The following is a 25,215-nucleotide window of genomic DNA, read 5'->3' as shown; positions in this document are numbered from 1 at the left end:
CCTACTCCGCGGGCGGCCCGTCGACGGGCGTGGTCCGGCGTCGCCGCAGCACGAGGGCGGTGCCCGCCGCGAGCAGCCCCGCGGCGAGAGCGCCGACCCCGGCGACCTGACCGCCCGTGAAGGCGAGGGCTCCGTCGGCGGAGGGCCGGGCCGTGGCCGAGGGTCGCGGCGTCGAGTCCGTCCCGGCCCCGGCCCCGGCCCCGTCCGTGGGTGCGGGGGAGGGTGCCGTGCCGGGGGCGGTCGGCAGCGCGGTCGGGTCGTCCGTCGGCGGAGCCGGGTCGACCTCGGCGCCGGGCACCGACCAGGTCCCCGCGGCGAAGGTCACGGGCAGCGTCGCCGCGACGACGACCGTCGACGGGATGCCGGACTCGACGACGAGGCACTCCAGCGAGAGCGTGGCTCCGCCCTCCTCGACGCCGGCGGCGACCACCTCCTCGAACGAGATGGCCATCGGCACCTCGACCGGCTGCCCCGCGGTCACCGCGACGCTCGGGGACGTGACGACGATCGCGCCTCCCGACGTCACCGAGAGCCGGGCGGCGTCGTCGGCGTCGGCCGGGCAACCCGCAGCGAGCAGCGCCGAGGCGAACGAGGGATCGGCGCGTGCGTCGCCCGACACGATCGCGGTCCCCGCGGCGTCGCGCAGCACGAGCGGCGCGGGGTCGGCGGGTGCGGGCGCCGGGGCGGCGACGGCGACACCGGGGCCGGCCAGGCCGGCGACCGCGCCGACGGCGAGGGCCGCCGCGACGAGCAGGCCCCGTCCGGAGGCGCGCGAGGGGAGACGACGGACGGCGGGAACGGAGGGGAGCATCGGGACCTTCGGTGGGTGCGTGGACTGCGCGGCGGGGAGCGCGCGGCGACGCCAGGACTGTCGCGCACCCGGGGGAACGGTTCGTGAACGCCCGGTGTCGTCCGCGTCCCCGACCGTTGGCCTGCGGTTCAGGCCCGCTGCCTACGGTCGGGACGCCCGCCCGACGAAAGTGAAGCCATGTCCCTCGACCCCCGCCCCGAGCAGTCCGCGCCGACCGGATCGGGCCTCTCGCGCCGGACCTTCCTCGGGGCCTCCGTCGCCGCGACGGTCGCCGTGGGGACGACGGCCCAGGGGCTGCGGGGAGCGGACCCCGCGCAGGCGGCGCCGCTGCCGTCGGCGCCCGCCGTCGTCGATCCGGCCGCCCTCTCGTGGCTGGTCTTCGACCACCACGTGCACTCGGTCTACTCGCACGACGCGAAGTACCCCATGACGACGATCCTCGACCAGGCGCAGAGGTTCGGGGTCGACGCCATCGCCTTCACCGAGCACAGCAACAAGGGCCACGCCAACGTCGGCGGGGTGTTCAACGCCGCCCGCGAGATCGAGACCGCGCGGGCTGCCCGGCCCGACCTGCTCGTGCTGCAGGGGCTCGAGTGGTACATCCCCGGCGCCGAGCACGCCACCGTGCTCGTCGCACCCGGTCCCGCCACGACCCGTGTGCTGCGCCGCTTCGAGCTCGACCACGACGGCAAGCTGAACGGCTGGGAGAAGCCGCGCCCCGGCACCGACGACGCCGCCGAGTGGCTCGTGCACGCCACCGACGCGATCGCCTGGCTCGGCGCCCAGAAGAGCGCGGGCGTCGTCGACGACGTGATCGTCCTGGCGAACCACCCGAGCCGCCTCGGCATCGACTCGCCCGGCGAGCTGCGGGCCTGGCAGGACGCCGACCCCGAGGTGTTCGTCGGCATGGAGGGCGCCCCCGGTGCCCAGGCGGGTGCCATCGCCGCGAACGCGTCGGCGCGCTCGCGGCGGGGCGAGTACGAGAACGCCCCCAGCGAGTTCTCGTTCGCCGGCTACCCCGCCGAGGCCTACCTGACCCACGGCGGCTTCGACTGGACGACGGCCGTCGTCGGCGGCGTGTGGGACTCGCTGCTCAGCGAGGGCCGGCGCTGGTGGATCACCTCGAACAGCGACCTCCACCTCAAGGAGTCCGACGCCACGCGCGTCGGCGACTTCCCGAGCGGGCCCGGCTGGGAGGCCGGCGCGACGCTCGGCAACTTCGACCGTGCCGGCCGCCGCCCGGACCCGGTCGCGACGGCCACGCCCCAGAACGGTGCCGACTTCTGGCCGGGCGAGTTCAGCCGGAACCACGTCGGCGCCGTCGACCGGTCGTCCGCCGCGCTGCTCGACGCGATCCGCGCCGGTCGGCTCTGGGTCGACCACGGAAACCTGGTCGCCGGGCTCTCCGTCGTGCTCCGGGCCACCGGCGGGCAGGAGGCGCAGGCCACCCTGGGCGGGACCCTCACCGTCCCGCGCGGCACCACCCTCGAGCTCGTGGTCGACGTCGTGCCCACGACGACGCCCACCTCACGGGGCACGATCCCGCGGCTCGCCCACCTGGACGTGATCCGTGGCCGCGTCACCGGACCCGCGGCCGACCGCGACGAGCAGCGCGCGCCCGGCACCCGGGTCGTCGAGCTGCTCGACGTCGCCGACCGGTCCGCCGCTCCGTTCCGCGTCGTCGTGCCGCTCGAGCCCGCCACCGAGGACGGCTACGTGCGCCTGCGCGGCAGCGACGGCCGGGTGCACGGCGTCGGCCCGCTCGGAGCCGACGTCGACCCGCGGGCACCCCAGCCGTTCCCGATGAGCCCGGCCGACCCGTGGGCCGACACCTGGCTGTACGCGAACCCGATCTTCGTCAGCGTGCGCTGAGCCGGCCGCGGCCCACTCCTGGGGGAACGTCGTCGCGACCCGTCCCGCGTCACGCCGCGGGCTGGCACCGCGGGCACCACCAGGCCCGTCGCGTGCGCCCGTCCGGCGTCGGAGGGTCGTCGCGCGCCTCGACGCGGGTGCCGCAGCGCAGGCACGGGCGTCCGGCCCGGCCGACGACCCAGTGCGTCTCGCCGCGGCGCGTCCGGCCCGTCGTGACCTGGTAGGCGCCGGGCGTCGAGACCGAGAAGCGCAGGGCGCGCGCGGCCACGTCGACGAGCTTCACCAGGTCGACCTCGCCGATCGGGGCGGCCGGGTGCAGGCCACGCAGGTACCCCACCTCGTTGACCCAGAGGTTGCCGAGGCCGGCCATCGGACGTTGGTCGAGCAGGGCGGCACGGACCGTGACGTCGGGGAGTGCGGCCAGGCGACGTCGCGCCTCCTCGGGGTCCCAGTCGGGGCGCAGCGGGTCGGGGCCCAGGTGGCCGACCAGCGCGTGCTCGTCCCGGGTCGGCACCAGGTCGACGACCGGCAGGTCGACGCCCCAGAGGGTGTGGCCGTCGTCGAGCCGGGCACGCACCCGCACCTGCCGCTGCAGCCGGGACGGCAGGACGCGGCCGGGGCGCGTGAGCGTCCACGACCCCTGCATGCGCAGGTGCGTGTGCAGGGTGGTGGCGTCGTCGAAGCGGGTCAGCAGGTGCTTGCCGTGGGTGTCGACCTCGACGACGCGCCGACCGGCGAGCGACTCGCCCGCCCGGCCGCCCGACCGCAGCTCGCCGTCGACGACGACACGCCCGACGAGCGAGGGACGGAGGCGCGCGGCCAGCAGGTGGACGCTGTCACCCTCCGGCATGCCGCGATGCTACCCGGCGTGCCCCGGGGCGACCGCCGCGACGAACTCGATCTCGACCCGGGCGCCCTTGGGCAGTGCGGCGACCTGGTACGCGGCGCGCGCCGGCAGCACCCCGCCGTGGAAGACCTCGGCGTAGGCCTCGTTCACGACCGCGAAGTCGGCGATGTCGGCCAGCAGCACCGTCGTCTTGACGACGAGGTCGACGTCCGACCCCGCGGCCTCGAGCACGGCGACCCCGTTGCGCAGCGACTGGGCCGCCTCGTCGCGGACGTCCGGCCCGGCGAACTCGCCCGTGGCCGGGTCGATCGGCAGCTGGCCCGACACGAAGACGAGGTCGCCTACCCGGACGGCCTGCGAGTACGGGCCGATCGCGGCCGGGGCGGCCTCGGTGTGCACGGCGCGGAGGGGGTTCGGGTCGAGGGTCATCGTCGTCCTCCCAGGACGGTCAGGGCCGCGTCGATCGCGGCCGCGGTGGTGGTGGCGTGCACGCTGAGGCGCACGCGGTCGTCGCCGTGGACGGTCGCCGTGACGCCGGCGGCCTCGAGCCGTGCGCCGACGGCGGCGGCCTCACCCGCGGGCACGCCGGCGACGACGAGTCCCGCCCGTCGTGATCGCTCGACGGGGGAGAGCACGGGCACCCCTGCGGCCTCGAGACGGGCGACCAGGTCGCCCGCCGTGTCCGCCACGCGGGACGCCACGACGCCGACGCCGACCGACTCGAGCTGCTCGAGCGCCGTGGCCAGGGCACCCGACGCGAACGGCGACCCGTTGGTCACCGACAGGCGCTGCGCCCCGGGCAGCGGGGCGTGCGGCACGCCGTCGTAGCGTGAGGCGCCCTCGACGCCGGTCCAGCCGCCGAGGACCGGACGGAGGCGCGCGAGGGCCCGCGAGGACAGCGCCACGAACCCGGTTCCCCAGCCCGCCCGCAGCCACTTCTGGCCGCCGACGACGAGCGCGTCGGCGAGGGTCCAGTCGGCGTCGAGGACGCCGAAGCCCTGGATGCCGTCGACGACGAGCAGGCGGTCGCCCACGGCCTCCCTCAGCCCGGCGAGGTCGGCGACGGTGCCCGTGCGGAAGTCGACCGCGCTCACCGCGACGGCCACGGTGTCGGGCCCGACCGCGTCGGCCACGCGCTCGGGCGTGATGGGCGCCAGCGGCTGCCCCGGGACGGCGGGCAGCGGCCGCACCGTCGTGAGCCCGGCCTCCTCCGAGCGCCACCACGCGTAGAGGTTCGACGGGAACTCGGCGCTGCTGACCACGACCTCGCCCCGGGGCAGGCCGAACGCGATCTGCATGAGCCCGAGCGACGTGCTGCCGGTGAGGGCGACCCCTCCTCGGTCGAACCCGGTGAGGCGGGCGACCGCGGCGAGGGCTCGCTCGTCCTCGGCGTGCAGGCCCGACGAGGGGACGCCGACGCTCGCCGCGGAGGCGAGGCGGCCGATCGTCTTGACGACGTCCCTGGACGGAGGCCCGTAGCTGCCGAAGTTCAGGTAGCCGACCGGCTCGGCGAACGACGCGAGGTAGGCGTCGAGCGCCGAGCCGGGGGCCGCCGCTCCCGTGCCTGCGCCCGTGGCCGTGGCCGTGCCCGTCGCCGAGCCCGACGTCACGCCAGCACCCGCTGCAGGAACTGCTGGGTGCGCGCCTCGCGCGGGGCGCCGAGCACCTGCTCGACCGGCCCCTGCTCGACGATGCCGCCGTCGGCCATGAAGACCACGCGGTCGGCGACCTCGCGGGCGAACTGGATCTCGTGCGTCACGACGAGCATCGTCATGCCGTCGCGCGCCAGGTCGCCCATCACCTTGAGCACCTCGCCGACCAGCTCGGGGTCGAGGGCCGAGGTCGGCTCGTCGAAGAGCAGGAAGAGCGGCTTCATCGCGACGGCCCGGGCGATGGCCACGCGCTGCCGCTGCCCGCCCGAGAGCTGGCCGGGGTAGGCGTCCACCTTGTCGCCGAGGCCCACCCGCTCGAGGATCTCGACGGCCTCGCGCCGCGCCTCCTTGGCGGACCGGCGCTGCACGCGGACGGGGCCCTCGAGGACGTTGCCCAGCACGGTCAGGTGCGGGAACAGGTTGAAGTGCTGGAACACCATGGCCGTGCGGGCCCGCTGCGCCGACAGGCGGCGCTCGGTCAGCTCGTGCAGCACGCCGTCGCGGAGCTCGAACCCCATCGGTTCGCCACCCACCCAGACCTCGCCCGCGTCGGGTTCCTCGAGCCGGTTCAGGGTGCGGAGGAACGTCGACTTGCCGGCTCCGGACGGGCCGATGATGCAGACCACCTCGCCGCTGCGCACGGTCATCGAGACGTCGCGCAGCACCTCGTGGCTGCCGTACGACTTGCCGATGCCGATGGCCTCGAGGACGGGGGCCGCCTCGGCGGCGGGCACCGCGCCTCCTGCGGTCGTCGTGTCGGTCGTGGTCACGGGGTGCTCCTCACGAGGGGTGCGCGGCCGAGGTCGGCGGCGACTTTGCGGCGGAGGGCGCGGGCGTTCGGCGGTCCGCCGGGGCGGCGGTCCTGGCGGTCGAAGCTGCGCTCGAGGTAGAACTGGCCGACGCTCGCCACGCTGACGATGACCATGTACCAGATCGCCGCGGCGATCAGGGTCTCCATCACCTGCAGGTTGAACGAGGCGATGTTGTTCGCCGCCTTGATCAACTCGAGGTAGCCGATGACCGACGCCATCGCCGTGCCCTTGAGCATGTTGATGAAGTCGTTGCCGGTCGGCGGGATGATGATGCGCATCGCCTGGGGCAGCACGATGCGGGCCATGCGCTGCATCGGGGTCTGCCCGATCGACTGGGCGGCCTCGATCTGGCCGCGGTCGACGCTCTTGAGGCCGGCGCGCACGATCTCGGCCATGTAGGCGCTCTCGTTGAGGGCCAGACCGAGGAACGCCGCGACGAACGTGGTCATGACGTCGTTCGTGCTGACGTCGAGGAACACCACGTCGGTGAACGGAACCCCGACGGTCAGGCGCGGGAAGATCAGCGCCAGGTTGTACCAGAGCAGGATCTGCAGCAGCACGGGCAGGCCGCGGAACAGCCAGGTGTAGCCGGCCGCGAAGGCCTGCGCCACCGGGTTCTTCGAGATGCGCATCAGGGCGATGACGACGCCGATGACCACCGCGCTCACCTGCGCGACCACGGCGAGCACGATGGTGCCGACGAGGCCCTGCAGGATGATCGGCGACACCAGGTAGTACGGGATGTCGCGGTACGAGATGTCGCCCTGCGACGCCCCGTAGACGAGCGCGACGAGCAGCACCACGATCACGACGGCGCTGACCCAGCGGCCCCAGTGCTTCAGGCGCACCTGGGGCAGCAGCTCACGGCCGCCGGCGGGACCGCCGCCGCGTCCGGCCGAGGAGGCGCGGGTGGCGTCGCCCGGGTCGGTGCCCGTCGGTCGTGCGGTCGCCACCTACTTGCCGCCGTTGACGGTGGCCTCGGTGACGCTGCCCGAGGTGATGCCCCAGGCGTCGAGGACCTCGCCGTAGGTGCCGTCGTCGATGAGCGAGTCGAGGGCCGCGGCGATGGCGTCGCGCAGCTCGGCGTCGTCCTTGTTGACGCCGATGCCGTAGGGGGCGCCGTCGATGACGTCGCCGGGGACGACCTCGAAGGCCTGGCCGTCCTGGGCGGTCTTCGAGATGTAGACCGCGCTGGGCAGGTCGTTGACGATGGCGTCGATGCGGCCGGTTCGCAGCTGCGTCTGGTTCTGGCTGTCGCTGTCGGTCACCGTGATGTCGAGGGCCTCCTCGCCGTCGGACTCGCACTGCGTGCTGGTGGCCTCGGCGAACTCCTGCTGGCTGGTGCCGGTGACGACGGCGATGGCCTTGCCGCAGAGCGCGTCGGGGCCGGTGATGTCGTCGGGGTTGCCCTTCTGCACCATCAGCGTGATGCCCGAGGTGAGGTAGTCGACGAAGTCGATCGCCTGCTGGCGCTCGGCCGTGTCGTTCATGGCAGCGATGGTCACGTCGACGCGGCCGGACTGCAGGCTGGTGATGAGCGAGCCGAAGTCCTGGTTCTCGTACTCGACGTCGAGGCCGAGCTTCTTGCCGACCGCGGTGATGAGGTCGTGGTCCGAGCCGATGACGGTCGAGCCGTCGGCCTCGTAGAAGTTGTTCGGCGCGGACTGGACGTTCGAGCCGACCACGAGCGTGCCCGCGTCCTTGATGTCGGAGGGCACCTGGGCGGCGAGGGCGTCGTCGACCTGCACGGCGTCGAGCAGTGCGCTCGTGTCGGGGATGGTCGAGGACGACGACGAGGCGCCGCCGGACGCGTCGCCGGAGGCGTCGCCGGGCTGCGGCGCGCTCGGGCCGCCGCACGCCGTGAGGCCGAGGGCCAGGACGGCGCCCGTGGCGACGGTGCCCCAGAGGGCGGAGCGGGAGCGGGTTCGGGTCATGGTCGAGCCTTTCGTGAGCGTCGTCGGTCATCGCAAGCTAGCCGAGTGATCGGCGAGATGAGAAGAAATTATCACAGTGCGACGATTTCGTTACATGCCGGTAACCTAGGGGCATGACGAGAGCCAGCAGCGCCACCGTGGTCGACGCCAGCCGGGTCCTGCGGGCCGAGTTCGAGCCCTACCTGCCGCTCATGGACTTCTTCGCCGAGCTGCTCGGGCCGCGGACCGAGGTCGTGCTGCACGACACGAGCGACCTGAGCCGGTCGATCGTCGCCCTGACGAACGGCCACGTCAGCGGGCGCAGCGTCGGCGGGCCGGCGACCGACCTCGTGCTCAAGGTGCTGCAGAACCACGAGCACGACGACCGCGACTACCTGGCCAACTACCTGGCCGAGTCCCGCACCGGCGGCACGTTCCGCTCGTCGACCTTCTTCATCCGCGACGCGGGCGGCGACGTCGTGGGCATGCTCTGCCTCAACATCGACGACGAGCCGTTGACCCGGGCTCGTGACCTGCTCGCGGCCATCACGGCGACGACGGGGCTGGTCAAGGGGGCGCCGTTGGGCTCCGGGTCCGAGGCGGGCCCCGCCTCGACCTCGTCGTCGGGGCCGGTCGCCGAACGACTGAGCATGAACGTCGACGAGCTCGCCCTCGACGGCGTCGCCCGCATCGTGGCGGCCCAGGGCGTCGAGCCGCACCGCATGACGCCCGACGAGAAGGTCGCGGCCGTGCGCGAGATCGAACGGGCGGGTGTCTTCCTGCTCAAGGGCGCCGTGGCCCAGGTGGCCGAGGCGCTGCACGTGTCCGAGCCGACGGTGTACCGGTACGTGCGGCAGGTGCGCCAGGGCGGCTGACGGGCGTAGCGCGCCCCGGCTCCGGTCACGCGGGAGTCGCACCGCCGACGGGACGCACCGCCGACGGGACGTCGCACCGCCGACGCGTCGTCGAACCACCGTGTCCCGTGGTTCGACGACCCGACGGTGGTGCGACCCCGACACGGGGACACGCTGGCATCACCACGATCGGTCGTCTGCCTTAGCCTCGGCCCATGAGCTCACCCACCTCGTCCGGGCCGTCGACAGGAACGTCGTGTCCCGTCGCGGTGCTCCTCCCGGGTACCGGGTACGGGGTCAAGGCGCCGCTGCTCTACTGGCCTGCGTTGATGCTGCGGCAGCTCGGTTGGCGAGTCGAGGCCGTCGAGTGGGATGCCCGAGATCTGACGGCCGACGACTCGCGGCCCGTCGTCGAGGAGCGGCTGCAGGATGCCGCGGAGGCCGTCGACGGTCGCGTCGACCTCGTCCTCGCGAAGTCGTTCGGCACCCTCGCGTTGCCGTGGGCCGTCGAGCACGGCGTCGCAGGGGTGTGGTTGACGCCGGTCCTCACCGAGCCCGTGGTCCTCGATGCGTTGACCCGCGCCTCCTCGTCACACCTCGCCGTGGGCGGAGGGGCCGACTCGATGTGGCAGCCGGCGCGGGGGCTCGAGACGCATGCGGGCCTCGTCACGGTCGACGGCGCCGACCACGGCCTGCTCGTCGACGGTTGGGCGACTTCGTTCGACGCGCATCGCGCCGTCCTCACGGCCATCGAGACCCACATCAAGGGGCTGGGCTGACGGTCACACCCTGAGCGACACGGGCGATGATCGCGCCGTGGGGCCTCGGCCCGGACGGTGGTCCCGTGCGGGTGTGTGTCTCGAGCACGTCGAACCCGGAGGCGCGCAGCTCGTCCGCGAGGAGGTCGGGCGCCCAGCGCCACGCGGTCGTGATCGCGTGGTCGAAGGGTTCGACGGTCGTCCCGGTGAAGAACCCGACGAGCAGCCCGCCGCCCGGCCCGAGCACCCGGGCGAACTCGCGGAGGGGGCGCCGGATGCTGCCCGGGTCGTGGTGGATCAGCGAGTACCAGGCGAGGACTCCCGAGAACTCGTCGGGCTCGTACGGCAGGGCGTCCACGTCGCCCAGGCGGAACGAGACGTCCGGGTGGGTGCGGCGCGCGTGCTCGACGAAGGCCGGGACCCGGTCGAGACCACGCACGCGGACGCCCCGCGCGGCGAGGTGCCCAGACCAGTGGCCCGGCCCGCAGCCCGCGTCGAGCACGGGGCCCTCGACCGTCGTCGCCCAGGACGTGACCAGGTGTTCGTCGGCGGGGTGCACCGAGGTCATCGAGCCGAGGTGGTCGACGTACTCGCGGGCGCGCGCGGCGTAGCGCTCCCCGACGTCGGATGTCATGCCCCGCAGCCTACGAGTCGTGGCTCGTGGTCGGGGCCGGGGCCGGGGCCGGGGCCGGAGTCGAAGTCGGCGTCGGAGTCGGAGTCGGAGTCGCACCACCGTCGAGTCGTCGCACCACGCAACACGGTGGTGCGACGACGCGACGGTGGTGCGACCTCGACCTCGATGGCGGGGCGTCGCATCGTCAGGGGCGGTGCGGCACCGCCGACTGGACGTCGCACCGCCGAAGTGGGCGGTGCGACGCTCAGTTCGCGGTGCGACCCGTGTGAGGAGGCGCGGTGCGAGCGGGCGAGGACGCGCGGCGCGAGCGGGCGAGGAGGCGCGGCGAGAGCCGGCGAGGAGGCGCGGCGAGAGCGGGCGCACGAGTCCGGCACCGGCCGGCCCGGGTCAGGACGCGGATTCGCGGGCGGCGGCGTCGAGCGCGGCGGCGATGCTGTCGAGCTGGGGGAGGGCCTCGGCGATCGTCTCGTCCGTGCCCGTGGTCGAGAGGACGTACTGGTACGCCTCGCGCAGGGTGGTCGTGGTGTCCTCGCCCTGCGTGGTCAGGTGGAGGAAGAGGCTGCGGCGGTCGCCCGGGTGACGGCTGCGCGTGACCTGCCCCGACTTCTCGAGCCGGTCGACCACGGCCGTCGTCGCCCCCGTGCTCAGCAGCAGCTGTTGGGCGAGTGCTCCCGGGGTGAGCCCCGGGGCGTCGGCGACGGCGAGCAGGGCCGCCAGCTCGGTGTGGCCCATCCCGAAGACCTTCGCGGCGTGGAGCCGGTAGCGGCGGTGGGCCTCGTCCAGGGTCTGCAGCGTCGCGGCGAGACGCCGGACGGACTCCGGGTGGTTCTCCGGAGTGGCGGGAAGGTCGGGGCTCACGACAGCAGGGTACCGAGCATCGACCCCGTCGTCGGCACCGTTGCGCAGAACGGATGACCCAGTTCGGGGCGCGACGACCCGCTCGGGCGACCCGCTCAGGCGACCTGGTGCACGACGTAGCTCGCGACGAAGCCCAGCACCGTCACGAGTCCCGTGAGCGTCTGCGTCTTGCGGAAGGCCTCGGGGATCATCGTGTCGCAGATCATCGCGAGGATCGCCCCGGCGGCGAACGCCATGACGAACGACTGTCCGCCCTCGGGCACCCCGCCCAGGAGGGCGTACCCGCCGAGCGCGGACAGGGCGCACACCACGGCGATGCCCGACCAGAGGCCGAAGACGTACCCGGCCGACCGGCCCGACGACTTGAGGTCGGCCGTGCTCGACATGCCCTCGGGGAAGTTCGAGATCACCACGGCCACCAGCACGGCGATGCTGAGGGACCCGCCGCCCGTCAGGCTGACGCCCTGGACGGCGGTCTCGGGGACGCCGTCGAGCAGGGCGCCGAGGGCGATGCCCAGGCCGGTGCCCGAGCCGGCCGACCCGCGACGGTGGTGCTTGCGCCGGAACCCGCCGTGCTCGAGCAGCTGGTCCAGGACGACGTAGACGACGGCGCCCGCCAGGAACCCGCCGAGGGTCGGGAGCAGCCCGCCGCTGCTCGTGGCCTCGTCGACGAGGTCGAACGAGAGTGCGGAGATCAGGACGCCGGCACCGAACGCCATGACGAGGGCGACCACCTCGCGGGGCACCCTGACGAACCACGACACCGCCGCCCCGACGACCAGGGAGAGGCCCGAGAGCAGGCCGGCGAGAGAGGCGAGGAGGAGCGGTGAGGGCACGAGGACGTGTCTAGTCCTTCCGTGCGCAGGAGGCGCGGTGCCGGTCCCGAGGACCGGACCCGCGGGGGATGGACGTGTGCCCCGGGCGCCCTGACCGGTCAGCGAGTGCTGTATGGTCAGCACATGCTGACCCTTTCGTCCCGCGTCGACGTGATGAACCGCCTGGGGCGGGCGATGGCCGACCCGACCCGCTCACGCATCCTGCTGACCCTGCTCGAGGGCCCCGGCTACCCCGGCGTCCTCGCGACGGAACTCGGCCTGACCAGGTCGAACGTGTCGAACCACCTCGCATGCCTCCGCGGGTGCGGTCTCGTCGTGGCCGCCCCCGAGGGGCGATCCACCCGGTACGAGATCGCCGACGTCCACCTGACCCGAGCACTGACCGCCCTCGTCGAGGTGGTCCTCGCGGTCGACGACGGTCTGCCGTGTCCGGACGACTCGTGCGACGTGCCGTTCTGCTGCGGGGGCGGTGCATGACCTCCGCCGCACTGTCGCCCGCGCCGATCGCCCCGGCCCGTCGCCTCCTGCTGCAGCGGCGCATCCGTCTCGTCGTGGCGATCACGATCGGCTACAACGTGGTCGAGGCGATCGTCGCGATCGCCGCGGGCACGGTCGCGTCCTCGACCGCGTTGATCGGCTTCGGCCTCGACTCCGTCGTCGAGGTGCTCTCGGCCGCCGCGGTCGCCTGGCAGTTCGCGGCCCCCGACCCCGAGAGGCGCGAACGGCTCGCCCTCCGCGTGATCGCCCTCTCGTTCTTCGGTCTCGCCGCCTACGTCGGCGTGGACGCGGTCCTCGCCCTGGCCGGCGCCCGCGAACCCGACCACTCCCCGGTCGGCATCGTGCTGGCCGCCGTCAGCCTGGCGGTCATGCCGTTCCTCAGCCTCGTCGAGCGACGAACCGGCACCGAGCTCGGCTCGGCCTCCGCCGTCGCCGACTCCAAGCAGACCCTCATCTGCAGCTACCTCTCGGCCGCCGTCCTGCTCGGCCTGGTGCTCAACCTCGCCTTCGGGTGGACCTGGGCGGACCCGGTCGCAGGACTCGTCATCGTCGTCTTCGCCGTCCGTGAGGGGGTCGAGGCCTGGCGCGGCGAGGCCTGCACGACACCCGTCTCGGCCCTCACGGGCGAACGCGGAGCCGAGGCCTGCGACTGCTGCTGAACGGCCGGCCCACCGGACGCGCAGGAGGCGCGGTGCCGGTCCCGAGGACTCGCACCGCGCCTCCTGCGGTCGCCGCTCAGTAGTCGATGCGGCCCCGGCGGTCGTGGAACTCGCCGGTCGGGCCGTCGGGCCCGAGCAGGGCGAGGGCGACGGTGGCGTCCGTGCCCTCGGTCACCGTCTGGTGGCCGCCGTGCCCGTTGAAGTCGGTGGCGGTGTAGCCGGGGTCGCTGACGTTCACGCGGAAGGTCGGCAGGTTCTTGGCGTACTGCACGGTCAGGGCGATCACGGCCGCCTTCGAGGACGCGTAGGGCACCGCGGCGACGGGGTACTCGTCGTGGCCCTCGGTGCTCAGCCAGCGCGGCCAGCCGACGCCCGACGCGACGTTGACGATCACGGGACGGTCGGAGCGGCGCAGCAGGGGCATCGCGGCCTGGGTGACGCGGACGAGCCCGACGACGTTGACGTCGAGCACCTCCTGCATCGTCTCGGGGGTGAGGTCGTCGACGCCGAACGACGACCCGAGGACGCCCGCGTTGTTGACGAGGACGTCGAGCTCGGGCAGGGAGGCGAGCGCCGCGTCGACGCCGGCCTGGTCGGTGACGTCGAGCTGCACGGCGTGGGCGCCGAGGGCCCGGACGGCGTCGCCCGAGTCGAGGTCGCGCATGCCGGCGTACACGGTGTGGCCCGCCTCGATCAGGCGGCGGGCGGTCTCGAGTCCGAGGCTCTTGTTGGCCCCGGTGATGAGTGTGGTGGTCATGGGTCCATGCTGCGCCCGGCCCCGCCTCGGCACCCAGGCCCCGCACGACGGGAGGACTGCCGGTACCACCCTCGGGCGCGCGGGCCGGGGGAGGATGAGGGGCATGAGTGAGTTCGCGGACGTGTTGCGGTCGTGGCGTGACCGGGTCGGCCCGGCCGACGTGGGGCTGCCCGCGGGGGCGGGGCGCCGCACGACGGGTCTCCGCCGCGAAGAGCTGGCGGCGCTCGCCGGGGTGAGCGTCGACTACGTCGTCCGCCTCGAGCAGGGTCGGGCGACCAACCCGTCCCCGCAGATGCTCCGCGCCCTGGCGGTCGCCCTGCGCCTGAGCGACGACGAACGCGACCACCTCTACCGCTCGGCCGGCGCCGCGCCTCCGTCGGCCGGGATCGTCCCGCGCCACGTGGGGCCCGGCGTGCAGCGCATCGTCGACCGGCTCGGGGACGTGCCGCTGGCCGTCTTCTCGGCGACCCACGACATCCTGCTCTGGAACCCCCTCTGGGCCGCGGTGAACGGTGACCCGTCGCGCCTCGTCGGGCTCGAGCGCAACCTCGTCTGGCGTCACTTCACGTCGGGCCACGAGGGCACCGAGTTCGACGCCCGGCACGAGGAGGACTTCGCGAGCGACCTCGCCGCCGACCTGCGGGCAGCGGTGGGGCGCTATCCGTCGGACCCCTCGCTCGGCCACCTCGTGTCGCGCCTGCTCGAGACGTCGCCCGGGTTCGCACGCCGCTGGGCCGAGGCCAAGGTCGCCGAGCACCGGGCCAGTCGCAAGACCGTGACGGGCTCCCCGGTCGGGCCGATCGCGATCGACTGCGACGTGCTGACCGCGCCCGGCGACCTGAGGATCGTCGTCTACACGGTGGCGCCGGGGTCCGACGACGAGGCGCGACTCGACCTGCTGCGCGTCACCGGGCTGCAGTCGATGGCGGCGACCTCGGCCGGCTGAGGCCGTGCCCGCTCGGGTCAGCCCTCGCGGGCTGCGTCCCGGGCTGCGTCGCGGGCGGCGCGAGCCCGCGCCGTGATGGCCGTGACGACCTCGGTCTTGGCGTCGGCGTAGTCGTTCATGTCGTCCCAGCGGCGGTCGAGCAGGTCCCGCTTGACGCCGGCGTAGAGCTCGCGGTCGGCGGCGTCGGTGCGCAGGTGGTCCCGCAGCAGCAGGTACCCGGCGATCGCGTCGGCACCCTGCTCGTAGACGTGCACGTGGACGCTGCGCTCCGGCGTCCGCACGAGTCGGTGCCCCGGCTCGCGCACCCGCAGCTCGTAGCCCGCGGCGAGCAACGGGTCGAGGTAGTCATCTTCCGCGGTGATGTCGGGCACCGCGACCACGACGTCGACGATCGGCTTCGCTGCGAGGCCTGGCACCGACGTCGAGCCGATGTGCTCGACGTCGACGGCGATGCCCGACGGCGCCAGGGCCTCGACGATGCGGCGTCGGTGCTCGGCGAACTCGGCCGGCCAGCGCTCGTCGTACTCGTGCAACGAGACGTGGACGGCCTCGGCACCGCCCACGACCTCGGTGGTCGTGACGTCGGGGCGGCGGGGGGTCCGGTCGGCAGGCATCAGGAGATCCTGCCAGACGACGTCACCCCTGGCGCGTGTTCCACCGCGGGTCCTTCTTGTTGATGACGTAGACCCGACCGCGGCGGCGGACGACCTGCGAACCGGGGATCTTCTTGAGCGCCTTGAGCGAGTTGCGGACCTTCACGGTTGCCTCCTGGAGTCGATGGGGTGGAGTCGATGGGGTGGTGTCGGTTGTTAGTGAGAACCATTATCACCTAGCGTGGGGGCATGACCGAACCGACCCGCGCCTCCTCGTCCCCACGCCACCGGGGCGTCGTCCTCGTGACGGGCCAGAGCCCGTCGGCGGTGGACCAGGTGGCCGACCGGCTGCTCGGATCGACGAGCCACCGGCTGGTCGCGGGTCCGGACGCGCACGACGCCGCCGACGCCGTGCACCGGCTCGCGCTCGACCTCGCCCACGACGGGCACCCGGTCGACGTCGTGGCCACGCTCGCTGCCGGCACCCCGAGCCGGGCCACCGGTCTGCTGCTCGGCTCCCTGCTCGACTCGTCCCTGGGGCGGCCCTCGGGTCGGTCGCTCTTGCAGCACGTCGTCTCGGTCGTCAGCGCGGTCGAGCTGGTCGACCTCGTGCTCGGCGGAGTCGACGACCGGTTCCTCGCCGCCGAGCACGTCGTCGACCTCGTCGAGTACGCGACCGTGATCGTCCTGGTCGACACGGCCGGGGTGTCCCCGCGCGACCTGCGGACGATCCGCCGGCTGCTCGCGCGACTGGCGCCGGAGAGCCTCGTCGCCGGCGTCGACGCCGTGCGACGCGAGACCCTCGAGAGCCCGGGAGGCGCGGCGCAGCTCGGCGGCGCCGCCGGCTGGATGCAGGCCCTCTCGGAGCACACCCCCGACCTCGACCACGACGGCGTGGTCACGACGTACGCCTACCGGGACGAGCGTCCGTTCCACCCGGGGCGCCTCGCCGTCGCGGTCGAGCACACCTTCGCCCCGGGCGCCGTCGGCACGGTGCTGCGCTCGCGCGGCTTCACCCAGTTCGCGACCCGCAGCGACCGCGTCGGCTCGTGGTCGAGCGTCGGGCAGATGCTGAGCCTCGACCCGACCTCGAGCCCGTCGTGGCACCCCGACTCGCCGCACGGCCAGCAGATCGCCTTCTTCGGTCTCGACCTCGACGTCGCGACGATCCGTCGAGAGCTCGACACGTGCCTCCTGACCGACGACGAGCTGCTGGGCGACCCGGCGGGCTGGCGCGACTTCGTCGACCCGTTCCCGGTGTGGAGCGGGCCGGGGGCCGGGCCGGGGCACCGGCACTAGGTTCGGAGGACGGCTCGCGGCGGGAGTAGGGGTCGAGATGCAGTTCACGTTCGACGCCGACCTGTGGCGGTGGGAGAGTCGGCGAGCCTTCTACACGTTCGTCAGCCTGCCGCCCGACGTCGAGGACCACGTCCTGATGGTGGCCGGCGACCTGCTGCGCGGCTGGGGTTCCGTCCGGGTGGAGGCGCGGGTCGGCTCGTCGACGTTCACCACGTCGGTCTTCCCCCTCGGCGACGAGAACGCCTACGCCCTGCCCGTCAAGCGGGCCGTGCGCGACGCCGAGGGCCTCGGCGTCGGCGACACCGTGGGCGTCACGGTGCGCCTGCTCGACTTCTGAGCTGCCGCCGAGGTCTTGACGGCCGACACGGGCGGGGCCACGCTGAGCGTCACCACCCGTGGACCGTTCGAAGGAGAACACCGTGGCCATGATGTTCGTCAACCTGCCCGTGACCGACCTCGACCGGGCGAAGTCGTTCTACACGGCCCTCGGGTTCACCATCAACCCGCTCTTCACCGACGAGAACGCCGCGTGCGTGATCGTGGAGGAGGACCACAGCGCGTTCATGATCCTCCGGCGCGAGTACTTCCAGACCTTCACCGACCTGCCCATCGGCGATCCGACCACGGCCCCCTCGGTCGCCACCGCCGTCATGCTCGACTCGCGCGACGAGGTCGACACGACGGTCACGGCCGGCCTCGGCGCCGGAGGCAGGGAGGCGCGCCCCGCGTCGGACTACGGCTTCATGTACCAGCGCCAGCTAACCGACCCGGACGGCAACATCCTCGAGTTCGGCTGGATGGACCCGTCGGCGGCTGAACAGGGCCCCGAGGCCTACGCCCAGCAGCAGGGCGCCTGACGATCGAGTGGGCAGAAAACGTCCTTCGTGCGAGCGGGAAGGACGATTTCTGCCCACTCGACCACCGCCTCCTCGGGGCGGGGCGGGGCGGGGCGGGGCGGGCCGGGCAGGGCAGGCCAGGGCGTCGCTAGCGGGCGAGCGTGTCGCGGGGGTACTCGTCGAAGCGCGCGGCGTACGACCCCGCGAACCGGCCGAAGTTGCCGAAGCCCCAGCGTCGGGCGACGTCCGAGACGCGGGTCTCGTTCGGGGCCGCCGCGAGCAGTTCGTCGTGGACGCGGTCGAGGCGCACCTGGCGCAGGTACGCCGCCGGTGACGTGCCGAGGTGTTCCTTCAGCGACGTCTGCAGGGTGCGGGTGTGCATGCCCGACGCCTCGGCGATGTCGGCCGGGGTGAGCGGCTCGGCGGCGTGGGCGTGGATGTACTCGACCGCGTGCCGGACGCGGGCGGCCTCCTGTGTGCGCAGGCCGACGGGCACGTCGACGGCGCGCCACGGGAACAGGTCGAGCATGGCCCGGGCGAGGGTGAGCTGGGCCTCGAGTCGCACGAGCGGTGACGCCTGCTCGGCCACGACGGCCGCGGCGCTCGAACCGACGGCGGTCCGCCAGGCCGCGACCGCCTCGGGGCGAGGGGTGACCGCGTAGTCGAACACGACGCGCTGTGACGGTCCGCCGTGGCGTTCGGCGGCGGTCCGTTCGAGGAAGTCGCTGCCGACCTGCACCATGCCGTTCCTCCGCGGGGTCGACTCGAACGAGAAGGCCTCCTCGGCCGGCATGAGGAACGGCGTGGAGCCCTCGCTCGTGAACGTGTGGCCGCGCTGGTGCAGGGTGGTGCGTCCGCTGCGGTTCCACGCGACGATGTACTGCCCCGGGAAGGGGATCTCGCCCTGCATCGGTGCACTGAACGACGAGGTCTGCATGACGAGGCGGTCGTCGCCGGCGAGCACGTACGAGTACTCGAACGGGCTGCCTCCCGACTGGGACCGGAATCGTCGGCCCCGGTAGTGCGTCTCGAGGCGGCGGGTCGCCTCGCGGAGGTCGGTGCCGCCGTCCTGGACGCGCCGGTAGGTCGACCCGCCCCCGTCGTCGCCGCCGCCCGCGAGGTCGACGGGGTGCGCGGAGACCCCGCCGGTGGGGTCCGGTTCTCCGTCGGGCGCGCTGACGTAGAAGCTCGGCATGGGGTCCTCTCGATCCGTGGTCCTGCGGCGCCGCCGTGGGCGGCACACGATGGAGACGTGGCCCGAGGGCGAAACGTCACGAATTCGTCGGACTCTCCCGGTCTTCGGTGCCGCGGCACGCGGGGACGGGGGCCGAGGTGCCCCCAGAGGACGGGTCAGCGACCGGCGGGCGGGCGGGCCGGCGGGGTGGGGCCGGCCGGGGCGGCCGAGCGCGCCGGGCCGGCCGGACGAGCCGTGCGCAGCCCCCGACCACGAAGGAGGCGCGGTGCCCTCGCACCGCGCCTCCTCGTCCCTGGGGTGGTCGCGTCAGTCGGCCGTGGCCACCGCGACCTCGTTGGGCGTGACGTCGAGCTCGCGCGACGACAGCACCTCGCCCGTGGTCAGGTCGACCGCGTGCACGCTGTCCGTCGCCGGCTCGGTGACGTAGCCGACGTCACCCGCGACGACGATCGCGGGGTGGGCGTCCTGCCACTCGGCCGGCCCCTCCCAGGCGCCGATCACGGGCCACGACGCCGTGAGTTGGCCGGTCGCGGGGTCGAGCACGTGCACGGCGCCGTCGGTGCCGATCAGGTACGCGAGGTCGCCCGGGCCGCGGGCGACGCCCCGGAAGGTGTACTCGACGCCCTCGGGCAGGTCGACGACGTCGAGGGTGTCGGCGGCCGTGTCGATCAGGGTGACCGCGTGCAGCAGGTAGCCCTCGGCGTCGGGGTCGTCCTTGTGGTCGCCGACGACGAGCGGGCTGGTCTCGCTGACGTACGCGTTGCCCATGCGGCCGTAGGGCTGCGAGGGCGAGGCGAGCTTGGTGATCGTGCCGTCGTGGTAGACGAGCGCTCCGTCCTCGCAGCCGAGGACGACGGCCTCGTCGGCCGCGGTGCCCTCGCCGTGGACGCCCGGGCACTCGTCGCTCTGCGCGACGACCGCACCGTCGGCGTCGCGCACCTCGATGCCCGTGCGGCCGTCGGAGTCGCCGACCGTCGTGAGGAAGGTGCCGTCCTCGAGCACGACCGAGACGCCGTGGTGGGCCTCGACGCCCTCGATCGTCTCGACCGCGGGCAGCTCGCCGTCGGTGACGGCGTCGGTCAGGTCGGCGGACTCGAACACCGTGGTGTCACTCGTGCCGTCGGCGTAGAGGATCGTCTTGCCGCCGTGCCGGACGACGTGGCCCGCGGTGTCGGCGTCGAACACCAGGTCGGTCAGGGCGGGCTCGGACGAGCTGCCGGCCGCGGTGTCGAGCACCTGGAACCCGCCGCTCGTCGTGACCATGACGTGTCGGCCGTCGCCGGCCGGGTTGAGGCGGGTGAACTCCTCGGAGTCGAACGCGCCGACGGTCTCGAGGGTCTCGCCGTCGAGCACGGTGACGCGGCCCTCGGACGAGACGGCGAGGCGGGGGCCGGACGAGGAGGCGCCGGTCGCGTCGGCGCCGCCCGTCGCGTCGGACGCGGAGCCGGGTCCGCCGGTCGAGCAGGCGACGAGGGTCGCGGCGACGCCGAGGGCGAGCAGCGTGCCGCCGGTCCGTCGCAGGTGGGTGGTGCGCATGGGTGTTCCTCTTTCTGGTGGTCGGACGCTCACGGGGAGAGTCCGGTGGCGATGCGCTCGGTGTCGACGCGCATCATGGTCAGGTAGTCGGGGGCGTCGCCGTCGGCCGCGGTGAGCGACTCGGTGAACAGTTCGACGACGTCGACGTGGACGTCCGCCTCGCTCGCCAAGGCCTGCACGAGCCGGTCGGGCGAGGACGACTCGGCGAACACGGTGGGGACGCCCGTCGTCTCGACGGCGTCGACCAGGTCGGCGAGGTCGGACGCCGACGGCGCCGCGAGCGTCGTGCCGCCGGGGATCACGGCCCCGACGACGTCGAAGTCGAACCGGTCGGCGAGGTAGCCGAAGACGTGGTGGTTCGTCACGAGTGCGCGCCGTTCGGCGGGGATCGCGGCGAAGGCGTCGACCATGTCGGCGTCGAGCCGGTCGAGCTCGGCCCGGTAGTCGGTGGTGCGCGCGGTGAGCGCCGCGGCGTCGACGCCGTCGACCTCGGCGAGCACCGGCCCGAGGGCGTCGACGACGTCGAGCATGCGGCCCGGGTCGGTCCAGAAGTGCGGGTCGGGGGTGCCGGCGGCGTCCCCGTCGCGGTAGTCGAGGACGTCGATCGCGTCCGCGGCGACGAACGAGGCCACGCCGGAGTCGACCGCCGCGTCGAGGTGCTGCTGCAGCCCCTCCTCGAGGCCGAGGCCGTTCGAGACGACGAGGTCGGCCGCCCGCATCCGTGCCGCCTGTTGCGCCGAGATCTCGAACGAGTGCGGGTCGGCGTCCGGCTTCATCAGGGTGACGACCTCGGCCTGGTCGCCGACCAGTTCGTCGACGACGTCGCCGAGGATGTTCGTCGACACGAACACGACCGGACGGTCGTCGCCGGCGGGTGCGCAGCCGGTCAGGGCCAGCGCGGCCGCGACGGTGACGGCGGCGGCGCGGACAACAGCGACGCGGACGGCGGCGACGCGGGCGGCGGTGCTGCGGCTGGCGGTGGCGAGCCCGGCCCGGCGGCGGGCCGTCGACGGCGCCCTCATCGACCCGTCTCCGCGACGAAGGCCGGCTCGCCCGCCGTCTCGAAGCTGCGGGCGATCCGCGCGCCGTCGGCGGCGTCGATCTCGTACAGCCGCCCCTCGACCGGGGCCGAGAGGTACGCGCGCTGCTGGTCGGCGATCAGCGTCGGCGTCCGGCCCGCGGCGAGCGAGTCCGCGACGAGCGGCGCGGTCTCGGCGACGACCTGGCCGGTGGTGCCGTCGAGGACGAGCACGCGGCCGTCCCGGGCGAGGGCGAGGAGGCGCTGGTCGGCGTCGTCCACGGCGGTCACCGTGACCAGCGGGGTCGGTGCCGGCAGCAGCGTCCAGGCCCGGGCCCGGGTGTCGAGCAACCAGACGCCCGCGGAGCCGGCGAGCCCGGCCACGGTGGGTCGCCCCTCCCGGTTGTCGAACGCGGTGGCCGGGGCCGCCGTGCCGCCCGACGACGGGGTCGAGCCGGCCGGGTAGGGGATGCGTTCGACGACGAGCTCGTCGTCGGCGACGGTCGCGAGCAGGGCGCCGTCCGAGCAGCCGACGACCGCCCCGACGCGGGTCGTGATCGTGCCCGAGGCGTCCGGGCAGGCCTCGCGCAGGCCGGTCTCGTCACCGTCGGCGGTCCGTCCGACGAGCGTCGTCGCCTCGCCGCGCCCCTCGGTCACCAGGGCGTACGAGCCCACGGGGACGACCATGCCGGTGCCCGGTTCGCCGTCGAGTCGGAACCGCTCCCGCAGCTCGCCCCGCGACAGCGCCTCGGTGTCGAGCAGCACGGCGTCGCCCGAGCCGGCGAAGTGCACGCCGGTCGAACCCGAGGTCGACAGGTTCGTGGTCGCGACGGTCGCCGCGCCGTCGCCCTCGACGGTGCCGAGGAGGCGCGGGTCGGCCCGGTAGTAGTGGAAGTGGTCCCCGTGGTCCCACGTCCAGACCCCGCTGTCGACGACCTCGAGGCCGCCGGCGGTCTCGGCGAACAGGTACCGCCCGTCGGTCTCCACGGCGGTCGGGGCATCGACCGACCCGAGCTCGACGACGCCCTCGTCGAGCAGGTCGAGGTGGGCGACCGTGCCCGACGGGTCGATCGTGGTGAGGCCGAGACGGGGCTCGGCGAGTTCCTCGGCACCGGCGACGGCGCCGTGGCCCTCGCCGGTGGTGCCGGTCTCGTCGGCCGTGGTCCCGGCGGCGGGGTCGCCGCCCGGCGGGGTGTCGGTCGAGCAGGCGGTCAGCCCGAGGGCGAGCGTGCCGAGCAGGCAGGTCGTGAGGAGGGGGGATCGCATGCGGTCCTTCCGGGTGGGCGTGGGGTGGGTCGGGGAGACGGGCGGGGGAGTGCGGACGTGGGGTCGTGCGGGCGGGTCAGGCGGCGGGGGTCGCGACGGGCGCCGTGCCCGTGCGACCCGGGGCGGCGGTGTCGACCCGACGTGCCCGCCGACGGCCGAGGGCGGCGTGGCCGGCCCCCGAGAGGCCGGCGAACGCGATGGCCGTCGCTGCGATCGAGGCGCCGGCGGCCGTCGCGGCGTGCCACGAGACGAGCAGGCCGACGGCGACGGCGAGCACGCCGACGACCGAGGCGAGGACCATCCGCGTGGGCAGGCGCGTCGTCCAGTGGCCCGCGGCGACGGCCGGTGCGAGCAGCAGTCCGACGACGAGCAACGACCCGACGGCCTGGTACGAGGCGACGACGGCGAGCGTGACCAGGCCCACGAGCACGGCCTGGGCCGAGCGCGGACCGAGCCCCAGCACGGCGGCCAGGCGCGGGTCGAGGGCGAGGGCCAGCAGGGGGCGGTGGAAGGCGGCCGCGAGGCCGACGCCGACGGTCGTCGCGCCGGCGAGCAGGCCGAGGTCCGCCGTCGTGATCGCGAGGACGTCGCCGAACAGGATCGACGTGGCGTCGGTGGCGAAGCTGCCCGAGTGCGAGATGACGACGACGCCGAGGGCGAGCATCGCGACGAAGAGGAGGCCGATGCTCGTGTCGTACGACAGGCGACCGCGTCGTTGCAGCGCCGCCACGCCGAGGCTCATCACGACGGCGCTGAGCGCCCCGCCGACGAGGACGGGCGCACCGAGCACGGTCGCGAGGGCGACGCCGGGCAGCATGCCGTGCGCGAGCGCCTCGCCGAGGAAGGCCATGCCGCGGACCACGACCCAGGTGCCGACGACGCCGCAGAGGATCGCGACGAGGCCGCCGCCGACGAGGGCGCGCTGGACGAAGTCGAGCGAGAACGGCTCGAGGACGGCGGTGAAGAGGAAGGGCACGAGACACGACCGTAGCTGAGAATGAGAACGCTTATCAACTAGGCTGCCGGCATGACGACGATCACCGCCACCGCTCCCTCGTCCCTGGCGCGCCTCCTCGGGGTGGGGTGCACGTTCGGTGACCGGGTGGCCCTGGCCGACGTCGACCTCGAGGTGTGCAGCGGTGCCCTGACCGTGGTCGCGGGCCCCAACGGCGCCGGCAAGTCGACGCTGCTCGAGGTCGTCGCGGGCGTCCGCGAACCGTCGTCGGGCACGCGCTCGACGACGTCGACGATCGCCTTCGTCCCGCAGCGCACGTCGATCCCGGACGGGCTCCCGGTCACCGTGCGCGACGTCGTGACGGTCGGTGCCTGGGGTCGCGTGGGCCGGTGGCGTCCCCTCGACCGTCGAGCCCGCGCCGCCGTCGACGAGGCGCTCGAGCGCCTGCACGTCGCCGACCTGGCGCCCCGACCCTTCGCCGCGCTCTCGGGTGGCCAGCGGCAGCGTGCGCTCCTGGCCCACGGACTCGCGCGCGGGGCCGACCTGCTGCTGCTCGACGAGCCCACGACCGGGCTCGACGCCGACAGCGCCGACCGCATCCGGGCCACGCTGCTCGACGAGGCGGCCCGGGGCACGGGGGTGCTCGCGGTCTCGCACGATCCGTTGCTGCTCGACGCCGCGCACCGCGTGGTGCGGCTCGAGGCCGGTCGGGTCGTGTGAGGCGGCTCGGGGTCCGACACGGTCCGGCACGGTCGCGAGGTCCGGGCCGGCCACCCGGCACGAGGTGGCGCTGGCGACGAGGAGGCGCGGTGCGGCACAGTGGCGTCGTGACCGACCGCAGACCCTCGCCTCCCGCCGGCCCCGCCGCTCCCTCGCCGTCCGCCCCGACCGTCGAGGTGCTGCACCTCACGGCCTTCGCCGACGGACCGGGCGGCGGCAACCCGGCCGGCGTCGTGCTCGACGCGTCGGCCCTCTCGGCCGCCGACATGCGGCGGATCGCCGCCGAGGTGGGGTACGCCGAGACGGCGTTCGTGGTCGATCCGTCCCGCGCCGGCGACGAACGGCACGTGGTCGTGCGCTACTTCTCGCCCGGGGCCGAGGTCCCGTTCTGCGGGCACGCGACGATCGCCACCGCCGTCGCCCTGGCCGAGCGTCGCGGGGTCGGAGCGTTCACGCTCGAGACGGCGGTCGGGCCGGTCGTGATCGAGACCTCGCGTGGGGGTGCCGACGCCGTCGCGGGCCCGGTGACGGCGTCGTTCACGAGCGTCGACCCCGTCGTGCGCGACCTGGACCCGACCGTCGCCGACCGGTTGCTGGCGTTGCTCGGCCTCACGCACGCCGACCTCGACGAGCGTCGTCCGCTGCGGGAGTCCTTCGCGGGCAACCGGCACCCCGTGGTGGCGGTCCGCGACCAGCGGGTCTTCGACGCCTTCGGGTTCGACCCGGTCGCCGTGCGGACCCTCATGGACGAACAGGGCTGGGCGGGCACGATCACGGTGATCCACGCCCAGGGTGTCGACGAGTCCGGGGCGACCGTGGTCGAGGCACGCAACCTGTTCCCCGTCGGCTCCCTCACCGAGGACCCGGCGACGGGGTCGGCGGCCGCGTCGCTGGGCGGCTACCTCCGCGCGCTCGACCTGATCGCGCCTCCTGCCCGCGTCGTGGTGAGGCAGGGGCGGCACGTGGGGCGTCCGAGCCGCCTCGTGGTCGACGTCCCGGTCGTCGGCGGCGTCACGGTCACCGGCACGGCGACGCCGCTGACCCGCTGACCCGCTGACCCGTCGGCCGCCACGGCCGCGGCACGGACGCC

The 25,215-nt window shown here is 74.1% G+C and carries 29 protein-coding genes; 11 read left to right on the top strand and 18 right to left on the bottom strand.

Annotated features, from left to right (window positions below):
* Position 1 precedes the first annotated feature (1 nt).
* Positions 2 to 811, bottom strand: coding sequence for a hypothetical protein (locus tag HQQ78_RS06660; protein ID WP_173151722.1), 810 nt, complete (start codon positions 809 to 811; stop codon positions 2 to 4).
* Between the two features lie 177 nt (positions 812 to 988).
* Here HQQ78_RS06660 and HQQ78_RS06655 point away from each other — a divergent pair, with 177 nt between their 5' ends.
* On the top strand, positions 989 to 2,683 hold the full coding sequence (locus HQQ78_RS06655) for a PHP domain-containing protein (protein WP_173151721.1): 1,695 nt from the start codon (positions 989 to 991) through the stop codon (positions 2,681 to 2,683).
* 49 nt (positions 2,684 to 2,732) lie between these two features.
* Here the strand turns inward: HQQ78_RS06655 and HQQ78_RS06650 are convergent, their stop codons facing one another.
* Genes HQQ78_RS06650 through HQQ78_RS06625 form a run of 6 tightly spaced genes read right to left on the bottom strand, consistent with a single transcriptional unit; the run spans position 2,733 to position 7,928 of the window.
* The gene (locus HQQ78_RS06650; RefSeq protein WP_173151719.1) at positions 2,733 to 3,533 is read right to left on the bottom strand and encodes a DNA-formamidopyrimidine glycosylase family protein; all 801 of its coding nucleotides are present in this window, start codon (positions 3,531 to 3,533) and stop codon (positions 2,733 to 2,735) included.
* A 9-nt stretch (positions 3,534 to 3,542) separates the two neighbouring features.
* Entirely contained in the window at positions 3,543 to 3,959 is a 417-nt protein-coding gene (locus HQQ78_RS06645; protein WP_173151717.1) for a RidA family protein, read from the bottom strand.
* Positions 3,956 to 5,140 (bottom strand): aminotransferase class V-fold PLP-dependent enzyme, encoded by a 1,185-nt coding sequence (locus HQQ78_RS06640; protein WP_173151715.1) that lies wholly within the window; start codon positions 5,138 to 5,140, stop codon positions 3,956 to 3,958. The genes HQQ78_RS06645 and HQQ78_RS06640 overlap by 4 nt, the downstream gene beginning before the upstream one ends.
* Positions 5,137 to 5,952 (bottom strand): amino acid ABC transporter ATP-binding protein, encoded by an 816-nt coding sequence (locus tag HQQ78_RS06635; protein ID WP_371740379.1) that lies wholly within the window; start codon positions 5,950 to 5,952, stop codon positions 5,137 to 5,139. The genes HQQ78_RS06640 and HQQ78_RS06635 overlap by 4 nt, the downstream gene beginning before the upstream one ends.
* Positions 5,949 to 6,947 (bottom strand): amino acid ABC transporter permease, encoded by a 999-nt coding sequence (locus HQQ78_RS06630; protein WP_123570697.1) that lies wholly within the window; start codon positions 6,945 to 6,947, stop codon positions 5,949 to 5,951. Before HQQ78_RS06630 ends, HQQ78_RS06635 begins: the two co-directional genes overlap by 4 nt.
* The gene (locus tag HQQ78_RS06625) at positions 6,948 to 7,928 is read right to left on the bottom strand and encodes an ABC transporter substrate-binding protein (protein WP_173151713.1); all 981 of its coding nucleotides are present in this window, start codon (positions 7,926 to 7,928) and stop codon (positions 6,948 to 6,950) included.
* 113 nt (positions 7,929 to 8,041) lie between these two features.
* Between HQQ78_RS06625 and HQQ78_RS06620 the strand changes: the two genes are divergently transcribed.
* Positions 8,042 to 8,782, top strand: coding sequence for a transcriptional regulator (locus HQQ78_RS06620; RefSeq protein WP_123570695.1), 741 nt, complete (start codon positions 8,042 to 8,044; stop codon positions 8,780 to 8,782).
* Between the two features lie 194 nt (positions 8,783 to 8,976).
* A complete protein-coding gene (locus tag HQQ78_RS06615) occupies positions 8,977 to 9,540 on the top strand; it encodes a hypothetical protein (RefSeq protein WP_148053648.1) in 564 nt (187 codons plus the stop codon).
* On the opposite strand, the gene HQQ78_RS06610 is transcribed toward HQQ78_RS06615, so the two are convergent.
* The 3 genes from HQQ78_RS06610 to HQQ78_RS06600 form a co-directional block, all read right to left on the bottom strand.
* Positions 9,524 to 10,153 (bottom strand): class I SAM-dependent methyltransferase, encoded by a 630-nt coding sequence (locus HQQ78_RS06610; protein ID WP_173151711.1) that lies wholly within the window; start codon positions 10,151 to 10,153, stop codon positions 9,524 to 9,526. The two genes, HQQ78_RS06615 and HQQ78_RS06610, sit on opposite strands and share 17 nt — an antisense overlap.
* Positions 10,154 to 10,540: 387 nt before the next feature.
* On the bottom strand, positions 10,541 to 11,011 hold the full coding sequence (locus HQQ78_RS06605) for a MarR family transcriptional regulator (protein ID WP_056046983.1): 471 nt from the start codon (positions 11,009 to 11,011) through the stop codon (positions 10,541 to 10,543).
* A 95-nt stretch (positions 11,012 to 11,106) separates the two neighbouring features.
* Complete coding sequence (locus tag HQQ78_RS06600; RefSeq protein ID WP_123570692.1) at positions 11,107 to 11,847, bottom strand: ZIP family metal transporter; 741 nt, start codon at positions 11,845 to 11,847, stop codon at positions 11,107 to 11,109.
* Between the two features lie 123 nt (positions 11,848 to 11,970).
* Here HQQ78_RS06600 and HQQ78_RS06595 point away from each other — a divergent pair, with 123 nt between their 5' ends.
* Both HQQ78_RS06595 and HQQ78_RS06590 read left to right on the top strand, forming a co-directional pair.
* Positions 11,971 to 12,324 carry a helix-turn-helix transcriptional regulator gene (locus tag HQQ78_RS06595; RefSeq protein ID WP_159825897.1) on the top strand — a complete coding sequence of 118 codons (354 nt, stop codon included), beginning with the start codon at positions 11,971 to 11,973 and terminating at the stop codon, positions 12,322 to 12,324.
* Entirely contained in the window at positions 12,321 to 13,004 is a 684-nt protein-coding gene (locus HQQ78_RS06590; RefSeq protein WP_173151709.1) for a cation diffusion facilitator family transporter, read from the top strand. Before HQQ78_RS06595 ends, HQQ78_RS06590 begins: the two co-directional genes overlap by 4 nt.
* A 76-nt stretch (positions 13,005 to 13,080) precedes the next feature.
* Here HQQ78_RS06590 and HQQ78_RS06585 read toward each other — a convergent pair whose 3' ends face one another.
* Positions 13,081 to 13,761, bottom strand: a complete 681-nt coding sequence (locus HQQ78_RS06585) for an SDR family NAD(P)-dependent oxidoreductase (protein ID WP_056046963.1) — start codon at positions 13,759 to 13,761, stop codon at positions 13,081 to 13,083.
* 103 nt (positions 13,762 to 13,864) lie between these two features.
* Between HQQ78_RS06585 and HQQ78_RS06580 the strand changes: the two genes are divergently transcribed.
* Entirely contained in the window at positions 13,865 to 14,707 is an 843-nt protein-coding gene (locus HQQ78_RS06580) for a helix-turn-helix transcriptional regulator (RefSeq protein ID WP_173151707.1), read from the top strand.
* A 17-nt stretch (positions 14,708 to 14,724) separates the two neighbouring features.
* Here HQQ78_RS06580 and HQQ78_RS06575 read toward each other — a convergent pair whose 3' ends face one another.
* Both HQQ78_RS06575 and ykgO read right to left on the bottom strand, forming a co-directional pair.
* Entirely contained in the window at positions 14,725 to 15,321 is a 597-nt protein-coding gene (locus HQQ78_RS06575) for a GrpB family protein (protein WP_173151705.1), read from the bottom strand.
* Between the two features lie 22 nt (positions 15,322 to 15,343).
* Positions 15,344 to 15,466 (bottom strand): type B 50S ribosomal protein L36, encoded by a 123-nt coding sequence (gene ykgO / locus HQQ78_RS06570; RefSeq protein WP_056224971.1) that lies wholly within the window; start codon positions 15,464 to 15,466, stop codon positions 15,344 to 15,346.
* Between the two features lie 83 nt (positions 15,467 to 15,549).
* On the opposite strand from ykgO, the gene HQQ78_RS06565 reads away from it, so the two are divergent.
* The 3 genes from HQQ78_RS06565 (at position 15,550) to HQQ78_RS06555 (ending at position 17,456) form a co-directional block, all read left to right on the top strand.
* The gene (locus HQQ78_RS06565) at positions 15,550 to 16,599 is read left to right on the top strand and encodes a GTP-binding protein (protein ID WP_173151703.1); all 1,050 of its coding nucleotides are present in this window, start codon (positions 15,550 to 15,552) and stop codon (positions 16,597 to 16,599) included.
* Between the two features lie 37 nt (positions 16,600 to 16,636).
* The gene (locus HQQ78_RS06560; RefSeq protein ID WP_173151701.1) at positions 16,637 to 16,936 is read left to right on the top strand and encodes a DUF1905 domain-containing protein; all 300 of its coding nucleotides are present in this window, start codon (positions 16,637 to 16,639) and stop codon (positions 16,934 to 16,936) included.
* Between the two features lie 82 nt (positions 16,937 to 17,018).
* Positions 17,019 to 17,456, top strand: coding sequence for a VOC family protein (locus HQQ78_RS06555; RefSeq protein ID WP_173152217.1), 438 nt, complete (start codon positions 17,019 to 17,021; stop codon positions 17,454 to 17,456).
* Positions 17,457 to 17,583: 127 nt separating this feature from the next.
* Here the strand turns inward: HQQ78_RS06555 and HQQ78_RS06550 are convergent, their stop codons facing one another.
* From HQQ78_RS06550 to aztB, 5 genes are all read right to left on the bottom strand, one after another.
* Positions 17,584 to 18,630, bottom strand: a complete 1,047-nt coding sequence (locus HQQ78_RS06550; RefSeq protein WP_173151699.1) for a helix-turn-helix transcriptional regulator — start codon at positions 18,628 to 18,630, stop codon at positions 17,584 to 17,586.
* Positions 18,631 to 18,936: 306 nt separating this feature from the next.
* A complete protein-coding gene (aztD, locus tag HQQ78_RS06545; protein ID WP_173151697.1) occupies positions 18,937 to 20,166 on the bottom strand; it encodes a zinc metallochaperone AztD in 1,230 nt (409 codons plus the stop codon).
* Between the two features lie 29 nt (positions 20,167 to 20,195).
* Positions 20,196 to 21,188, bottom strand: a complete 993-nt coding sequence (aztC, locus tag HQQ78_RS06540) for a zinc ABC transporter substrate-binding protein AztC (RefSeq protein WP_173151695.1) — start codon at positions 21,186 to 21,188, stop codon at positions 20,196 to 20,198.
* Entirely contained in the window at positions 21,185 to 22,450 is a 1,266-nt protein-coding gene (locus tag HQQ78_RS06535; RefSeq protein WP_173151693.1) for an ABC transporter, read from the bottom strand. The genes aztC and HQQ78_RS06535 overlap by 4 nt, the downstream gene beginning before the upstream one ends.
* Positions 22,451 to 22,526: 76 nt before the next feature.
* On the bottom strand, positions 22,527 to 23,426 hold the full coding sequence (gene aztB, locus HQQ78_RS06530) for a zinc ABC transporter permease AztB (protein ID WP_173151691.1): 900 nt from the start codon (positions 23,424 to 23,426) through the stop codon (positions 22,527 to 22,529).
* Between the two features lie 51 nt (positions 23,427 to 23,477).
* Here aztB and aztA point away from each other — a divergent pair, with 51 nt between their 5' ends.
* The gene (aztA, locus tag HQQ78_RS06525) at positions 23,478 to 24,125 is read left to right on the top strand and encodes a zinc ABC transporter ATP-binding protein AztA (RefSeq protein ID WP_173151689.1); all 648 of its coding nucleotides are present in this window, start codon (positions 23,478 to 23,480) and stop codon (positions 24,123 to 24,125) included.
* A gap of 107 nt (positions 24,126 to 24,232) precedes the next feature.
* Positions 24,233 to 25,174 (top strand): PhzF family phenazine biosynthesis protein, encoded by a 942-nt coding sequence (locus tag HQQ78_RS06520; RefSeq protein WP_173151687.1) that lies wholly within the window; start codon positions 24,233 to 24,235, stop codon positions 25,172 to 25,174.
* The last annotated feature ends 41 nt before the right edge of the window (positions 25,175 to 25,215 follow it).

Origin of the sequence: Frigoribacterium sp. VKM Ac-2859 (assembly GCF_013204925.1) — a bacterium.
Lineage (GTDB): Bacteria > Actinomycetota > Actinomycetes > Actinomycetales > Microbacteriaceae > Frigoribacterium.
Note: the sequence above shows the minus strand (reverse complement) of the source record. Positions and strands in the feature narration are given on the sequence as shown.

Bases quoted from the DNA above. Each gene is read 5' to 3' on its own strand.
- HQQ78_RS06660 (WP_173151722.1), bottom strand. From the start codon at position 811: ATGCTCCCCTCCGTTCCCGCCGTCCGTCGTCTCCCCTCGCGCGCCTCC.
- HQQ78_RS06655 (WP_173151721.1), top strand. From the start codon at position 989: ATGTCCCTCGACCCCCGCCCCGAGCAGTCCGCGCCGACCGGATCGGGC.
- HQQ78_RS06650 (WP_173151719.1), bottom strand. From the start codon at position 3,533: ATGCCGGAGGGTGACAGCGTCCACCTGCTGGCCGCGCGCCTCCGTCCC.
- HQQ78_RS06645 (WP_173151717.1), bottom strand. From the start codon at position 3,959: ATGACCCTCGACCCGAACCCCCTCCGCGCCGTGCACACCGAGGCCGCC.
- HQQ78_RS06625 (WP_173151713.1), bottom strand. From the start codon at position 7,928: ATGACCCGAACCCGCTCCCGCTCCGCCCTCTGGGGCACCGTCGCCACG.
- HQQ78_RS06620 (WP_123570695.1), top strand. From the start codon at position 8,042: ATGACGAGAGCCAGCAGCGCCACCGTGGTCGACGCCAGCCGGGTCCTG.
- HQQ78_RS06615 (WP_148053648.1), top strand. From the start codon at position 8,977: ATGAGCTCACCCACCTCGTCCGGGCCGTCGACAGGAACGTCGTGTCCC.
- HQQ78_RS06610 (WP_173151711.1), bottom strand. From the start codon at position 10,153: ATGACATCCGACGTCGGGGAGCGCTACGCCGCGCGCGCCCGCGAGTAC.
- HQQ78_RS06595 (WP_159825897.1), top strand. From the start codon at position 11,971: ATGCTGACCCTTTCGTCCCGCGTCGACGTGATGAACCGCCTGGGGCGG.
- HQQ78_RS06590 (WP_173151709.1), top strand. From the start codon at position 12,321: ATGACCTCCGCCGCACTGTCGCCCGCGCCGATCGCCCCGGCCCGTCGC.
- HQQ78_RS06585 (WP_056046963.1), bottom strand. From the start codon at position 13,761: ATGACCACCACACTCATCACCGGGGCCAACAAGAGCCTCGGACTCGAG.
- HQQ78_RS06580 (WP_173151707.1), top strand. From the start codon at position 13,865: ATGAGTGAGTTCGCGGACGTGTTGCGGTCGTGGCGTGACCGGGTCGGC.
- HQQ78_RS06575 (WP_173151705.1), bottom strand. From the start codon at position 15,321: ATGCCTGCCGACCGGACCCCCCGCCGCCCCGACGTCACGACCACCGAG.
- HQQ78_RS06565 (WP_173151703.1), top strand. From the start codon at position 15,550: ATGACCGAACCGACCCGCGCCTCCTCGTCCCCACGCCACCGGGGCGTC.
- HQQ78_RS06560 (WP_173151701.1), top strand. From the start codon at position 16,637: ATGCAGTTCACGTTCGACGCCGACCTGTGGCGGTGGGAGAGTCGGCGA.
- HQQ78_RS06550 (WP_173151699.1), bottom strand. From the start codon at position 18,630: ATGCCGAGCTTCTACGTCAGCGCGCCCGACGGAGAACCGGACCCCACC.
- aztD (WP_173151697.1), bottom strand. From the start codon at position 20,166: ATGCGCACCACCCACCTGCGACGGACCGGCGGCACGCTGCTCGCCCTC.
- aztC (WP_173151695.1), bottom strand. From the start codon at position 21,188: ATGAGGGCGCCGTCGACGGCCCGCCGCCGGGCCGGGCTCGCCACCGCC.
- HQQ78_RS06535 (WP_173151693.1), bottom strand. From the start codon at position 22,450: ATGCGATCCCCCCTCCTCACGACCTGCCTGCTCGGCACGCTCGCCCTC.
- aztA (WP_173151689.1), top strand. From the start codon at position 23,478: ATGACGACGATCACCGCCACCGCTCCCTCGTCCCTGGCGCGCCTCCTC.